11 protein-coding genes are annotated in these 14,787 nt (G+C 37.2%); all 11 read left to right on the top strand.

Annotated elements, in window-relative coordinates; genetic code table 11:
- The first annotated feature begins 20 nt into the window (after nt 1-20).
- Nucleotides 21-1,259: a DUF1015 domain-containing protein gene (locus tag E4K67_RS06760; RefSeq protein WP_135545650.1), complete on the top strand. Its 1,239-nt coding sequence runs from the start codon at nt 21-23 to the stop codon at nt 1,257-1,259.
- Between the two features lie 216 nt (nt 1,260-1,475).
- Entirely contained in the window at nt 1,476-3,083 is a 1,608-nt protein-coding gene (locus tag E4K67_RS06755) for a hypothetical protein (protein WP_135545649.1), read from the top strand.
- 383 nt (nt 3,084-3,466) lie between these two features.
- Nucleotides 3,467-4,144, top strand: coding sequence for an ABC transporter ATP-binding protein (locus E4K67_RS06750; RefSeq protein WP_135545648.1), 678 nt, complete (start codon nt 3,467-3,469; stop codon nt 4,142-4,144).
- Nucleotides 4,141-5,211: an HlyD family secretion protein gene (locus tag E4K67_RS06745; RefSeq protein ID WP_135545647.1), complete on the top strand. Its 1,071-nt coding sequence runs from the start codon at nt 4,141-4,143 to the stop codon at nt 5,209-5,211. Before E4K67_RS06750 ends, E4K67_RS06745 begins: the two co-directional genes overlap by 4 nt.
- A gap of 49 nt (nt 5,212-5,260) precedes the next feature.
- Nucleotides 5,261-7,765, top strand: coding sequence for an ABC transporter permease (locus E4K67_RS06740; RefSeq protein WP_135545646.1), 2,505 nt, complete (start codon nt 5,261-5,263; stop codon nt 7,763-7,765).
- A 111-nt stretch (nt 7,766-7,876) separates the two neighbouring features.
- Nucleotides 7,877-8,536: a response regulator transcription factor gene (locus E4K67_RS06735; RefSeq protein ID WP_199242479.1), complete on the top strand. Its 660-nt coding sequence runs from the start codon at nt 7,877-7,879 to the stop codon at nt 8,534-8,536.
- Entirely contained in the window at nt 8,533-9,963 is a 1,431-nt protein-coding gene (locus E4K67_RS06730) for a sensor histidine kinase (protein WP_135545644.1), read from the top strand. The genes E4K67_RS06735 and E4K67_RS06730 overlap by 4 nt, the downstream gene beginning before the upstream one ends.
- Before the next feature lie 60 nt (nt 9,964-10,023).
- Nucleotides 10,024-10,692 (top strand): hypothetical protein, encoded by a 669-nt coding sequence (locus tag E4K67_RS06725; protein ID WP_135545643.1) that lies wholly within the window; start codon nt 10,024-10,026, stop codon nt 10,690-10,692.
- Between the two features lie 225 nt (nt 10,693-10,917).
- A complete protein-coding gene (locus tag E4K67_RS06720; RefSeq protein WP_135545642.1) occupies nt 10,918-11,670 on the top strand; it encodes a GNAT family N-acetyltransferase in 753 nt (250 codons plus the stop codon).
- 139 nt (nt 11,671-11,809) lie between these two features.
- Entirely contained in the window at nt 11,810-12,931 is a 1,122-nt protein-coding gene (locus E4K67_RS06715) for an ROK family transcriptional regulator (RefSeq protein WP_135545641.1), read from the top strand.
- A gap of 344 nt (nt 12,932-13,275) precedes the next feature.
- On the top strand, nt 13,276-14,787 hold the full coding sequence (locus E4K67_RS06710) for a sugar ABC transporter ATP-binding protein (protein ID WP_135545640.1): 1,512 nt from the start codon (nt 13,276-13,278) through the stop codon (nt 14,785-14,787).

Here is a 14,787-nt window from a genome sequence, read left to right as displayed (position 1 = left end):
TTGTTTGGAGGAGGGTATTTTTGGCTAATATAAAACCTTTTAATTCTGTAAGACCTAGGGCGGATGTTGCCAGTAAAGTGGCTGCACTCCCCTATGATGTTTACAATCGTGAAGAGGCTTTAGAGGAAGTATTAAAGGAACCTTTGTCATTTTTAAAAGTTGATAGAGCAGAGACCCAATTTGCTAAGGACAGCAACCCTTATGATGCTAAGGTCTATGAGAAAGCAAGAGATATCCTTCAGAGTATGATCAAGGATGGTCTCTTAATTAAGGAGGGCCAGAACTGTTACTATGTCTATGAACTGACTATGGATGGCCGTTCCCAGACAGGTTTAGTTGGATGTGCTGCGATTGAAGACTACTTAAAAAATACGATAAAAAAGCACGAGAAAACGAGAGAAGAGAAAGAGATCGATAGAATTAAGCATGTCGATGTTTGTAATGCGCAAACTGGACCTATATTTTTGGCGTACCGTTCCCAAAAGCTCATTAATGAAGTCGTTGATCGGTTAAAGAAGGAAACTCCATTATATGATTTTGTAGCGTCTGATGGAGTGAGACATGCGGTATGGAAAATGGATAACCCTAGTGACATAGAAGCGATCTCCAGGGGATTCGAAAGAGTTGAAAGCATCTATATCGCCGATGGACACCATAGAACTGCTTCAGCAGTAAAGGTTGGCTTGAAAAGAAGAGAGGAAAATCCAGGCTACACTGGAGAAGAGGAATTCAACTTCTTCCTCTCTGTACTTTTCCCTCATGATCAATTGATGATTTTAGATTACAACCGAGTTGTAAAAGATTTAAATGGCTTGAATAACGAAGAGTTTTTAAGTGAATTAGCTAAAGCATTTGTTGTAGAAGAAATGGGTAGAGAACCCTATAAACCCGTAGAAAAGGCTACATTTGGAATGTACTTGGATGGTGTATGGTATAAGTTAACAGCGAAGGATGAGCTGCGCTCTGATGATCCTGTCGAGGGACTTGATGTTGCCATACTTCAAAATCATTTATTAACTTCAATTCTAAATATCAAAGACATCAGAACGGATAAAAGGATTGATTTTGTTGGGGGAATAAGAGGGCTTAAAGAACTTGAAAAGAGAGCGAATTCTGATATGAGGCTTGCCTTTGCAATGTATCCAACTACAATAAATGAGTTGTTTGAGGTATCCGATGCCGATAAATTGATGCCGCCAAAGTCTACTTGGTTTGAACCTAAGCTGAGAAGTGGTTTGTTCATTCATGAGTTACAGTAAAAGTAAACAAGAATAACCTAAGAAAATAATAGTTAGCTAAGTGCAAGGCTCCATGGTTTAGGAGGCTTGCCTTTTTATTATGCTAAAAAGCTCCAAGATAATCCGGCTAGGTGCAGGCTTTCTCGGAACTTTAGCAGGGTTTAGCAGAGTAATGCAGAAGTAAGTAGTGGTAAGACATTGCAAAAATTTGCCATGTCGAAAGAGAGGAACGAATATATGATAAATTCAAAAGGGAAAATCATAACAGCTGTTATATGGATAGCACTTATCTTAATCTCTTATTACTTTCTGCTTATACCTATTAACATTCAATCCGTGAGCCTTTGGGTATACTTTTCCTCAATGCTTCTACTGGGTGCAGTACTATTTATTTTGCCCAATGTATCAGTTGGAAAAAAAATTACCTTAAAACAGAAAGTAAAAGTATCATCTTATCTCCTCACCGCGTCAGTGCTTATATTTGCAGCTGTCGGAATAATGGTAATTTACTCAATGCCAATATTTCATGCTCAACGTTACGCAACTTTAATTGAAAAGCAGGAAGGGAATTTTACTGAAGATGTTGCAGAGATAACATTTGAGCAAGTCCCTACAGTTGATAGAGATACTGCTCAAAGACTAGGAGATAGAAAAATGGGTGAGATTGTCGAATTGGTCTCACAATTTAGAGTAGCTGCGGATTATACGCAAATCAACTATAAACAAAAACCGGTTAGAGTATCTCCCTTGGAATACGCTGGGTTCTTTAAATGGCTTAATAATTCGAAAGCCGGAATTCCAAATTATATTATGGTCGATATGATTAATGGAGCCGTAACTCTAGAAAAGCCAAAACAGAATATCATGTATTCTGAAAGCGAACGATTTGGCAGTAATGTAAAAAGATACTTAAGATTTAATTATCTGACTGATATCCTCGGAGACTTTAGCTTTGAAGTCGATGATCAAGGAACGCCTTATTGGATTGTATCAGTCCATGAAAATAAAATTGGTCTTTTCGGTGGGACTGATGTAAAAGAAGTGATTATGTTAAATGCTTCAACTGGAGAGCACCAAAAAATAAAAATTGAAGATGTTCCTACATGGGTTGATCGAGTCTATGAATCCGAACTTTTGCTAGAACAAGTTAATTACAATGGTAAATATCAAGGCGGGTTTTTGAATTCAATATTTTCACAACAAGGGGTTCTGGCGACAACTGATGGATACAACTATCTTGCAATTAATGATGACGTGTATTTGTACACAGGAATAACATCTGTAGTGCGTGATGAATCAAATATCGGTTTTATCTTGGTCAATCAACGAACAAAAGTAGCGACATTTTACAGTATACCTTCAGCAGAAGAATATTCTGCCATGGATAGCGCCAAAGGCGCAGTACAAGAGAAAGGTTATGTCTCAACTTTCCCTATTCTTTTAAATATCAATGGAAAACCAACGTATTTCATGTCCTTAAAAGACAACGCAGGGCTGATTAAGATGTATGCTTTAGTAGATGCTGAGGATTATCAAAAAGTGATAACCGGTGTTACTGTTCAAGAAACGGTAGAGAAGTTTACGAATAATGGTACTGCAACAACAGTAAAAGATCCACAAGAACTCAAAGAACAATTTGAGGTAAAGGCTAAGATTACAGATATCAAAAATGTCGTTATCGAAGGGAACACATATTTCTATATCTTGTTAGAAGGACAGACGGATGTCTTTACTGCTAATATTTCCAAATCAGAAAAATTACCCTTCCTGAAAATCGGTGATGAGATCAGGGTCAAATTTGTGGAGGACAAAGAAACATTGAATAGTATCGTGAATTTACTTTAGAAGCACGTTCAAAGGGACAAGGTTCAATGTTTTGGATTGAAGCCAAAACAACGAACCTTGTCCCTTTGTTTTTTTCAAATGCAAATTGGATTCCATACTGGAATGTATCGAGAAAGTCATAGTGTATTTAGCAGGGATTGTACTGACGCTAAGGTGGCTGGAATTATAGTTAATACTTTATTAATGAAATGTTAAGGAAAAATTAAGAACACAAGGGTAGAATATATTTTAGGTTAAAATACATAATTTCACAAAATTGAAGTATTGAACCAAGATTCTGCGTCTAAAATAATATAAGGTTAGTAATCACTCTTATTTATTTGGTAGGAAAATAATAAGAGTGGGTTTACTATTGCCAAGATTAGAGAAGTTGAGGTGTGAAATTGGAACCAGTTATCGAGACAATAGATTTGTGCAAGGTATACAAGCTCGGAACAGTTGATGTGGAAGTTTTAAGAGATATTAATGTACTTATTCACAAGGGTGAGTTTGTTTCAATTATGGGACCATCAGGTTCAGGGAAAAGTACTCTTTTATATTTGATTGGTGGGCTCGATAAACCAACCTCCGGTTGCATCAGAGTAAATGGTAATGAAATTTCAAAAATGAAGGATAAAGAAGAAAGCTCCATGCGTAGAAGAGAGATAGGCTTTGTATTTCAATTTTATAATCTCATACCAAATTTGAGTGTTGAAGAAAACATTTTACTCCCAGTGCTCCTTGACGGGAAAAATATTAAAAATTGTAAGGACAAACTTAATGATATTTTATCAATTGTAGGTCTAACAGACAGAAGAAATCATACACCAAAGGAACTATCAGGGGGTCAGCAGCAAAGAGTTGCTATTGCGAGGGCACTAATTAATGAGCCCGAGATTATTTTAGCAGATGAGCCAATTGGAAATCTTGATTCGAAAACGGGAACCGAGGTTATGGAACTTCTGAAGTCCATTAATCTGGAAAAAGGAAGAACGATTGTACAGGTTACACACTCGAGGGAAGCAGCAGATTATGGTCAAAGAATCATTAACTTAAAAGACGGGAAGGTATGTCAATCATGAGAAAGTTATTAACTATAGGTCTTATCGGGTTATTAATATTGAGTATATCTGGGTGTGGAAAAGAAACTGAAAAAAATGAGGACGAAAGTGCAGCCAAAGTAGAAACCAAGCAGGTAATCGAAGCTTTTGGCACAGTTAAGTCTACAGAAGTGAAAAATATAACGATCGATTTTTTGACAGTAGTTACTAAGGTTAATGTTGTAGAGGGGCAAAGCGTAAAAAAGGGAGATAGTTTGGTTAGCTTAGACTCTCAAAACTATCTAACCCAAATCAGAAACAGGGAACTTGAATTACAGACTTTGCAACGAGAATTATCCGGTTTAAGTAGGGATTACGAGGTAAATAAGCTCAGTCTAGATAAAAACACTGACCCTGATATCATGAAATATATCAATGATCAGAAACATGCAGAGGATTTATTGAATATAGCTATGGGGGATTTAACGGCTAGAGAAGCATTGTATAATGCTGGTGCATTGTCACTAAGTGAGCTTAATGAGTTTAAGAAAACTGTTAATGAAAAGAAAAAGTCCGTTGAAGATGCTGTTTTTTCCGAGGAAACCACCAGGAAAAAAATTCAACAAGAGATGGATCAGCTTAAAACATCAATAGAACAGAAAATTCCCCAAATTACCTCCAAGGAGCTTGATCTTAAAGCTATGCAGGAAAAGATGAACAAAAGCTATTTTAACGGCAATGACGTTATTGCAGATGTTCCTAATGGAGTAGTCACTGAAATTGGCTGTGTTCAAGGGGATATCATTGCGGATGACGAGGGGAAAAAGCTTTTAAGTGTCCTGAATAAAGACAGCGTAGTGATTGAGGCAGATGTGGCTGAAGAATTTATTAAGGATGTCAGGATAGGAGCAAAAGTTATAATAAACCCTCAAGCAGATAAAGCGCGGACTTACAATGGGAAAGTCTTGTTCATTGCTGAGAAAGCAGTTCTGAAGAACAATGAGACCATAATACCAGTACGCATATCCATCGAAAATCTAGACAGCTTCCTGCTTCCTGAATTTAATGTCGATGTGAAGATAGATTTTGAAAGTAAAAAACAGAGTTAGGGCAGTGGTTGATCGTTAAACCATTGGAGTTTCTTTAGGAGTGATAAGATTGGACATAATCACCAAGTTCATCTTTAGAAGTATTTTTGAAAAAAAGTTACGTACTTTTCTAATACTATTAGCAATCGTTTTATCATCGGGGGTATTTTTTGCTTCGATAGCTATTTCTGGGAGTCTAGAGGAAATGATTATCAAAGGAATAAAAGACTCCTATGGTAATGCAGATATCACGGTCGTCCCAACCGAAAAATCCTCATCCCCGTTTTTCTATATGGATAAAGCGGAGCTTTATCAAGATCGTGCGGAATATATCATGGGTGAAATTCAGGATAATGCAGTTTATAAACCCAACAGGAATGAAGAAATTAGCATTAGCTTGACAGGAGCTTCAATTGAAGACGTTCAAAAAATGAACCCATTTACGATTGAGGAGCAGTATAACCTATTTCCTTTTGAGGGGCGAAAAATCGTCATTGGTAAATCAGCTGCCGAAAAGTATAAGTTAAAGGTAGGGGACAGTCTGGAGCTGGAATTAGTACAAGGTCAGGAAACATCGAGACAACGATTCACAATAAGTGGAATCGGTTCCGCGACAGGTTTCTTTAAGGCGAAATCGAAATCAATCTCTGCAGTAGTGCCAGGGGATTTTTTAAGTACGTTTAACAATGCGCGCGGCAAGGTAGGGGCTATTTATATCAAGCTTCTTGACCCTGAAGACAAACAGGAAATGATTGAGTTGTTGTCCAATGACTATAAGGACTACAAAGTGTTTGAACTTTTTCCTCTTGATGAAATTAAACGCGAAACTTCTATGATATCGGCAATATTTCTGATGTTATCCTCCATCGTTTTTTTCATGAGTATCTTCATTATTTACTCGTCTTTTAAGGTGATTACTACTGAGAAGCTACCAATCATAGGGACTTTTAGAAGTATTGGTGCTACAAAACGCATGACAAACTATTTGCTATTAGGAGAAAGTGTCTTATACGGTATTGTCGGTGGAGTTTTAGGATGCGGTGTAGGGGTAGGGATTCTATATCTGATGTCTTTTGCCTTAAGTAAAATGGCAAATGGATCTGACGGAATGGAATTCAATGTTACAATGCAGTTTTCGGGAGTTAATTTTATGATGGCTTTTCTGGTGGCGGTAATTCTCTGCTTAGTAAGCTCAATCATACCGATAATAAAAGTCTCGAAAATTCCGATTAAGGATATCGTTTTAAACTCTGTGCAAAAAAATACTAATAGACGAAAGCTAAGACTGATACTTGGATTAATCTTCCTGATCGTTGCTTTTGTTTCTTCCTTGATCGATTCGGATGATTTGAGGCCGATATTGGGTAGCGTGGGGATGATTCTTACGCTTACAGCCATCGTTATGCTGGTACCTTATATTACTTCAGTTTTTGTTAGGATCTTTGAAACGGTGTATGTGTATGTGTTTGGGAACATAGGGATGCTTGCCGCCAAAAATTTGAGAGAGAATCAAAATATCATCAACAACATATCGATGCTCGCTATTGGTATAGCTTGCTTACTTTTAATCAATACGGCCAGCTATGATAATGTCATAAGCATAACTAATCAGTTTAAAAATACTTTATATGACATTGAAATGTATACAGAGAAAGGGGACAGAAATCTAGAGAACAGGTTGCTTAGCATTGACGGCGTGCAAGAAGTATACGGGGATTATGAGGCCTATGGAGTAGAGATTGTCGATGGAAATGAAAGAATAAACCGTATCAAAGGGGTCGATAAAAGCAAGATTTTAGATTTCTGGAACATTGATATCGATGGAGATATTCAAGATGAGTTTGAAGGACTTGATAAAGGACGTAATATTATAATTACCCATACGTTAAAGGAAAAGCTGAATCTAAGCAAAGGGGATCTGATCAAGCTTAAACTAAACAGCGGCGAAAAGGACTATCAGGTGATTGGTTTCTTTGATGATTTTGCAAATAGTAAAAATGTTGGCTTAGTCTCGCAAAGGTTTTTAAAAGCTGATATGCAGTATAAGTATTATACAGGTATCTTTATCAAGACATCCCAAAATCCTGAGGACGTACTTAAGAAAATTGAAAACGAATTTGTAAGGCTTAAGCCTTACTTACAGACAAAAGATAAGCTACAGGAAGAATATATGAGTTCCAATCAACAAGTTACGACACTGATGTCAGGCTTTTCGATTCTAGCAATTATTATTGGAGTTTTTGGCGTATTGAACAATCTCCTGATAAGCTTTCTCGTTCGCAAGCGTTCCCTTGCCGTTTTCAGGTCAATGGGAATGAGCAAGGTTCAAACAGTTCAGATGATATTTATCGAAGCACTTTCAAGTGGAGCGATAGGAGGTTTAGTCGGTGTTCTTACAGGAACCTTGATGATTATTATTTTGGCAGGGACAAATAATTCTAAGGATATACATTTCCCTTTTAGTTCCTATATAATCTACGTTTTGGCCGGTATGGCCTTAATGCTTTTAGCCTCAATAAGTCCGGCCTTAAAATCATCAAAGCTAGATATTGTCACGTCTATAAAGCTTGAATAAACCCAAGAAGTGGATGGGTATTAATGACACCGCAAAATCCTCTCGTTTTTACAACTCCCTTACATCTTTATCCTTGTTTTTTGTTAAAATGATGTAGAGAGTGGTGAAATAATGGCTAATATATTGGTTGTCGAAGATGAAACTGCAATTGCGGATTTGATACTAATGAATTTGAGATTAGTGGGACATAACGGTTTACATGTCAGTGACGGCAATGAGGTAATGGTCAACATTGAGGAACAAAGGCCAGATTTGATTATATTAGATGTTATGTTGCCGGGGAGAGACGGCTTCGAGTTGATGAAGGAAATTGGACCACTTGGGATTCCTGTGATTTTTCTGACGGCCAAGGAGGAATTAGCGGATAAAATCACGGGACTTAAGCTGGGTGCGGACGACTATATGGTGAAGCCCTTTGCGACCATTGAATTGCTGACAAGAATTGAGACGGTTTTGAAACGATATAAAGCCAGTGGCCATGGTTTTGAGTTGGACAATTTGGAAGTTCGTTTTGACGAGCACCTTGTTTTACTGAACAACGAACAAGTAGAGTTAACCACAAAGGAATTTATGCTTCTGGAGATTTTGATTCGGAATAAAAATATTGCTCTTTCCAGAGACAAGCTATTGGAATTGGTCTGGGGTTTTGATTACATGGGAGAAACTCGAACCATTGACGTTCATGTGCAAAAGCTTAGGAAGAAGCTTCATTTGGAGGACCGGATCAAAACTGTATTCAAAGTGGGATACAGGCTGGAGGTGCCAAGATGAAGTTTTGGCAAAAAGCCTTTCTCTGCATCATCATTGTATTTTTGATAGGCTTTGATGTAGCGACATATCTTCTGGTGCAAAAAAGCTATACTCTAAACACGGGGAATGTGTATGCCACAGCTCAAAATGAGCGGTATATCATCCAAAAATCCCTGTATGACAGAATTTCTGATATTTCCGATCTATATACAGAGTTAAACCCGGACAACTTAAAAATGTACATAAATCCTTATGGGGACTATTATAAAAATCAAAACATCTATATGGAGCTTTATCGAGATGACACCCTTGTCTATTCCAATTTTAATCAAGCATCGGATGAACGACCGGAACTGAATATTGATCCTGACGAGAAAAGCACGGTAGCCAGAGTGATAGACAACGTTTCCTATTTGTTTGTGACGGGCTACCTTGACGAGCCCTATTCTAATTTGAAATTTGTATACATTAAGGATATACAGGATTTGACGGATTATAAACATGAAATGATCAGGTACGCTGTTATGATCAGTATTATCGTTTCATTATTTCTTTCTGTCCTTATCATAGGAATGTTGTTAAAGCTGACAAGGCCCATACGGAAACTGAATAAAACTGCTGAAGAGATTGCTAATGGTCATTATCAAAAACGCGTTGAGGTAAAGAGCAGGGATGAAATTGGCGAATTTGCCCATAACTTTAACGCCATGGCTGATTCTGTAGAAGTTCATATTCAAAAGCTCTTCGATTTAACTGAGGAACGCCAAAGGTTTATTAACAATCTAGCCCACGAAATGAGAACACCCATCACTGCCATAATGGGCTACGGCGAATTTCTGAAATGCGCCAATTGCAGCCCAGAAGAGAGCGTAAAGGCCCTAGATTATATTATTCAACAAAGCGAAAGAATGAAAAATATGACCGCTAAGCTGATGGATTTAGCATGTCTCAACAACGGGAATATTAAGTTTGAAACCGTCAATTTCCAGGAGATATTAGAAAACATAGAGCAGACGTTGTCCCAAAATATCGAGAAAAAGAAAATCCATATCAAGAAGGATCTGCAAAGAACGGAATTACAGGGTGATAAAGACTTGTTGGAATCCCTTATCTTAAACATCATGGAAAACGCCGTTAGAGCGTTGCCGGTCGGCGGTGAAATCGAAGTGAAAACCTATGGTGACGAAAACGAATTGATTCTTTCCATTGCCGATAACGGTATTGGAATGAAAGAAGGGGAGCTGGGAAAGGTTCTTGAGCCCTTCTATCGAGTGGATAAATCAAGGTCGAGGGTTAATGGGGGCGCTGGGTTGGGTTTGGCTTTAAGCAAGCAGATTTGCGATTTACACCATGCCGAAATGAACATGTCGTCTAAACCCGAGATGGGTACAAAGGTGGAGATCAAATTTACAACTCTTTTACAATCTGATGATAATTCTGAAATATGAAAAGTCTATGCTAAGCGTGTAAGAAAGCTTACATAATAAAGATTGAGGAGTGAACGATTCATGAAAAAAGGGCAAAAGATGATTTTAGCTTGCGCCGCAACATTGGCAATTGGTGCGGGGGCCGTTATAGGCAACGGTTATTTGGTACCCAAGGTTATTGCGGCGGATACGAATCAAAATGTGCCAGTTATTGAGACAGATGGGGTTCCTGTTCAGGTGGAAGCTAAACCATCGCCCATAGTCTTAATCGATTCAAAAGGTCAAACTGTATTGAGTGCCCAAAAAACGACAATAGATTTGGATGAGTTTAAAAAGGTTGAAGAAATGACGGGAATTGAATATAAGAAATACCTTCTTTCTATGACCGAAGAGGAAAGAGAAAGCTTTTCCAAGAAATTAGCAGAAAGCGGCTATGATTTAAAGTTTAAAAACATTAAGCCCATATTTGTTGACGGAACGCCGTCAGAAAATGATTTGGCTGAAGCAGAAGCAGTCAAAATCGCCAAGAATGCCGTTGTGGAAAAATACGCGCTAACGAATGAAACCCTGGCCAGATTTTCGATTGACTCAGCCTTTAACGTTGTGAATCCTGACCAGCCAGAGTGGAGTATAACATTATATCCGACAAACCAAGACGATTTTTCCGAAATCGGAACGTATCACATTACCATAAAATCGCCATCAGGTGAAATCGTTAAAATCCTGTCGGCAGCGGACGCAGTCGGCTAATCCGATATATTGTCAAGGACCTTTCCCCCATTTCACCATCATGTGAAAATGGGGGATTTATATTTTAACTAATATTCATATAGGCTATGTTCTAAATTAATATGGTTCGTGAATCCTCTACGAGGATTCACGAATAGAAGATTTACTATCATTTATGGCGATGATAAGATAAGAATATATTAGTAGAATGAGTACATAAATGGGAGTTGTGAACGGAGGATTAATATGCAAGAACAGTTTATCAATGTGACATTAGAAAACATCGAAAACGAACATCTTTGTTGTGCTATTGTCGATAAAAAACATCAAGTGGGTGTAGATGTTAAAAAAGAGTGGCTACAAGCAAGAATAAAAGAGGGGCATGTTTTCAGAAAGCTAAATCAGAAGGGGAAAGTATTTATCGAATATGCTCCGCTAGAAACAGCTTGGGTTCCAGTTGAAGCGGCTAACTATCTTTACATCTATTGCTTGTGGGTATCGGGAAGTTTTAAAGGCAAGGGCTATGGTACGGAATTGTTACAATATTGTATTGATGAAGCAAAAGATAAAAAGAAATCTGGAGTTTGTGTGATTAGCTCGATCAAGAAAATGCCGTTTTTATCGGATAAAAAGTTTCTGAAGAAGCATGGTTTCGAGGTGGTCGATAGGATCGGTAAAGAATTTGAGCTGTTAGGACTTTCTTTTGATGGGATCAGTCCAAGATTTAAAGAAAGTGCTAAAAAACAAGCGATCGACTCGAAAGAGTTGACGGTTTATTATGGATTACAATGCCCGTATATTCCTAATTGTATTGAGCAGATAGAAACATATTGCGATGCTAATGGAGTTAATATAAACACAGTAAAGATTGATACTCTTGAAAAGGCGAAGAATGTTCCGTGTGTATTTAACAATTGGGCTGTGTTTTATAATGGGGAATTTAAGACAGTACATCTACTCAATGAAGGATACTTAAAGAAAATGTTAGAAAAAATGTAAACAGAAAAACCGCACCATGAGGAGCGGTTTTTCTTATGTGCCAGATTCAACCGCTAGACGATGATTGCAAAATCAGACGAAATATAATAATATAAATGACATTACGAAAAGACATTTATGAAAGTCGGTGATTGGATAATTGATTAATAGAGTGAATAGCATCGAAGTGAGAAAAATCAATCGAAATACTATCTATAAATTTCTATATAAACATGATCCTATATCTATACAAGAAATAGCTCAAACGTTAAATATGAGTTTACCTACCGTTACACAAAATCTTAAAGAACTACAAGAAAGAGATTTGATTATTGAGACCGGCTTATTTGAATCTACGGGAGGTAGAAAGGCAAAGGCGATTACCTATAATAGTCTGAAATATGCTGTCGGATTAGATATTACACGAAATCACGTAGGAATGGTATTAATTGATTTAAGCGGAAAGGTGATTAATAACGTACGAAAGCAGTTTCCCTTTGTTAACTCCAAAGAGTATTTTTCAGGAGTTGGTGACTTAGTAAAGCAGTTTGTTGATGAATGCACAATAGAAAGTAGCAAAATTTTAGGGGTTGGGATTGCCTTGCCTGCCATTCTATCAGCTGATAAACAAACGGTAAATTATGCCACAGTTATTGATTTTAAAGGGGGGAGCGTTAAGGATTTTTCTGAATTTATACCGTATCCTTGCATTTTAAGTAACGATGCTAATGCAGCTGGATTTGCGGAACTTTGGAATGAAGATGACATACAAAATGTGGTATATCTTTCACTTAATAATAGTGTCGGTGGATCTATTATCATTGGTAAAAATATCTATTCAGGGCAAAATCAACGCAGTGGCGAGTTTGGACATATGACAATTGTTCCCGACGGTCGCACTTGTTACTGTGGGCAAAAAGGTTGTGTTGATGTCTATTGCTCAGCAAAAAATTTATCAGATAGTACAAACGGGAATATTGCTGATTTCTTTAGACTTTTGAGATCGAATAGTGGACCACAACAAGCTCTTTGGGAAGAATATCTCACTCATTTAGTCGTCATTATTAATAATTTAAGAATGCTCTATGATTGCAATGTTATTCTAGGTGGATATGCTGGAGCCTATATGGATGAATACCTTGAGGATTTAAGAAAATTAGTTTCAAGCAAAAATTCATTCGAGATTGATGGAAGTTATTTGCATGTCTGTAAATATAAGCTAGAGGCTACAGCTGTGGGAGCAGCGCTACAGCATATCGAAAGCTTTATTAATAATATTTAGTTTATCATTCTAATACCCATTCTAAATTACGATATCATCTTTACTGGATATTTTAGTAATTCAGGCAAGATGATATTTTCGCGTTTAACAACTATAAACTCCTTAAATCATAGCAAAAAAATAGGTTATATTGTCAATTTATATTCGTTGACATAAACTGAAAAAGCGTTATAATCTTATTAAATCATATTTACAAAAGTGTTATATAAATCACTTAAAATTAAGTTTATTTTTTACCAAAGGTTAGAAGGAAAAATATGAGGGAATCTATAATGTGAGATTCTATTCTAATTTCAGAATCAGCATGAGAAACTATTAAACAAATAATCTCATGGGGGAAGAGTATGAAAGAACAAATTAAGTTAAGAGTAGTGCAGATCGAGAAGCTATTTCCAGGGGTTAAAGCTCTAGATAAAATTGATTTTGTCGTTAAAAAAGGTTCTGTCCATGTATTGTGCGGAGAAAATGGGGCAGGGAAATCAACTTTAATGAAAATCATTAATGGAATTTATCAACCGGATAGTGGTCAGATCTACATTGACGAAAAACCTGTGAAAATTAATAATCCTATCCAAGCGAGAAACTTAGGGATATCCATGATTTTTCAAGAGATGAGTTATGTTCCAGAGATGACGGTAGAAGAGAATATTTTCCTAGGGAATCTTCCTGTAAATAGGTTTGGTAGAGTCAAATGGAAGGAGGTTAGACAACGCACTGAAGACCTGTTAGCGGCAGAAAATTTACCTTATTCTCCGACGACACCACTCAAGGATCTAACGATATCGGATATTCAAATGTTGGAAATTATTAAAGCTATTTCTTACAAGTCGGATATCATCATCATGGATGAACCGACCTCGGCGATCACTCATAAGGAAGTAGAAAAACTATTCGTTAAGATAAGAGAGCTAAAAGCTAGAGGAGTAAGCATCATCTATATATCACATAAATTAGATGAAGTTTTTCAGATAGCTGATGAGATCACGGTGTTAAGAGATGGAACGGTTGTAGAAAGTCACCCTAAAGAAGAATTGGACATCGAAACGGTTATCGCCCTGATGGTGGGACGCAAACTTACTACGACATTTCCAAAAGAACAAATTGATATCGGGGAAGATATGCTTCAGGTTGAAAACTTTAATAGCACTAATGTGTTTCATAATATTAATTTCCATGTCCGAAAAGGGGAAATCTTAGGCTTTGCAGGATTAATGGGTGCTGGACGAACCGAGGTTATGCGTTCTCTCTTTGGTCTCGATGCTAAAACATCCGGCGTTGTGAAAATTAAAGGTAAAGAAGTTACTATTAAAAATGTTCGCCAGAGTATTGATCATGGTATGGTAATGCTTTCAGAAGATAGAAGAAGATACGGTATCATTCCTATGCGATCCGTCAAGGAAAATACAACCATATCTTACTTGCAAAGCGTTTTTTATGGATTCAGGAACCACAATAAAGTTGAGAAGAAACTTGTCTCAGATATTCTTAATAAAATGAGAATTAAAACGCCAACAATTGATACACCTATCGCATCTTTGAGCGGGGGTAATCAGCAAAAGGTAGTTCTCGCTAAATGGATGATCAGGAATCCGGATATCCTAATTTTGGATGAACCTACTCGAGGAATTGACGTAGGTGCCAAATTAGAAATTTATAAGCTCATTACGGATATGGCTAAAGAAGGTAAAGTTGTTATCATCGTTTCTTCTGAACTCCCTGAGGTAATTGGCATGTGTGACAGGATTTATGTCATGGCCAAAGGGACTATTACAGGGGAGATAAATCGAGAGGATTTTTCTCAAGAACTCATTATGAGGTACGCTACTGGAACTTTAACGTCTGATGGGGTGAACTAA

It is taken from the genome of Desulfosporosinus fructosivorans, from assembly GCF_004766045.1.
Taxonomy (GTDB): domain Bacteria; phylum Bacillota; class Desulfitobacteriia; order Desulfitobacteriales; family Desulfitobacteriaceae; genus Desulfosporosinus; species Desulfosporosinus fructosivorans.
Note: the sequence above shows the minus strand (reverse complement) of the source record. Positions and strands in the feature narration are given on the sequence as shown.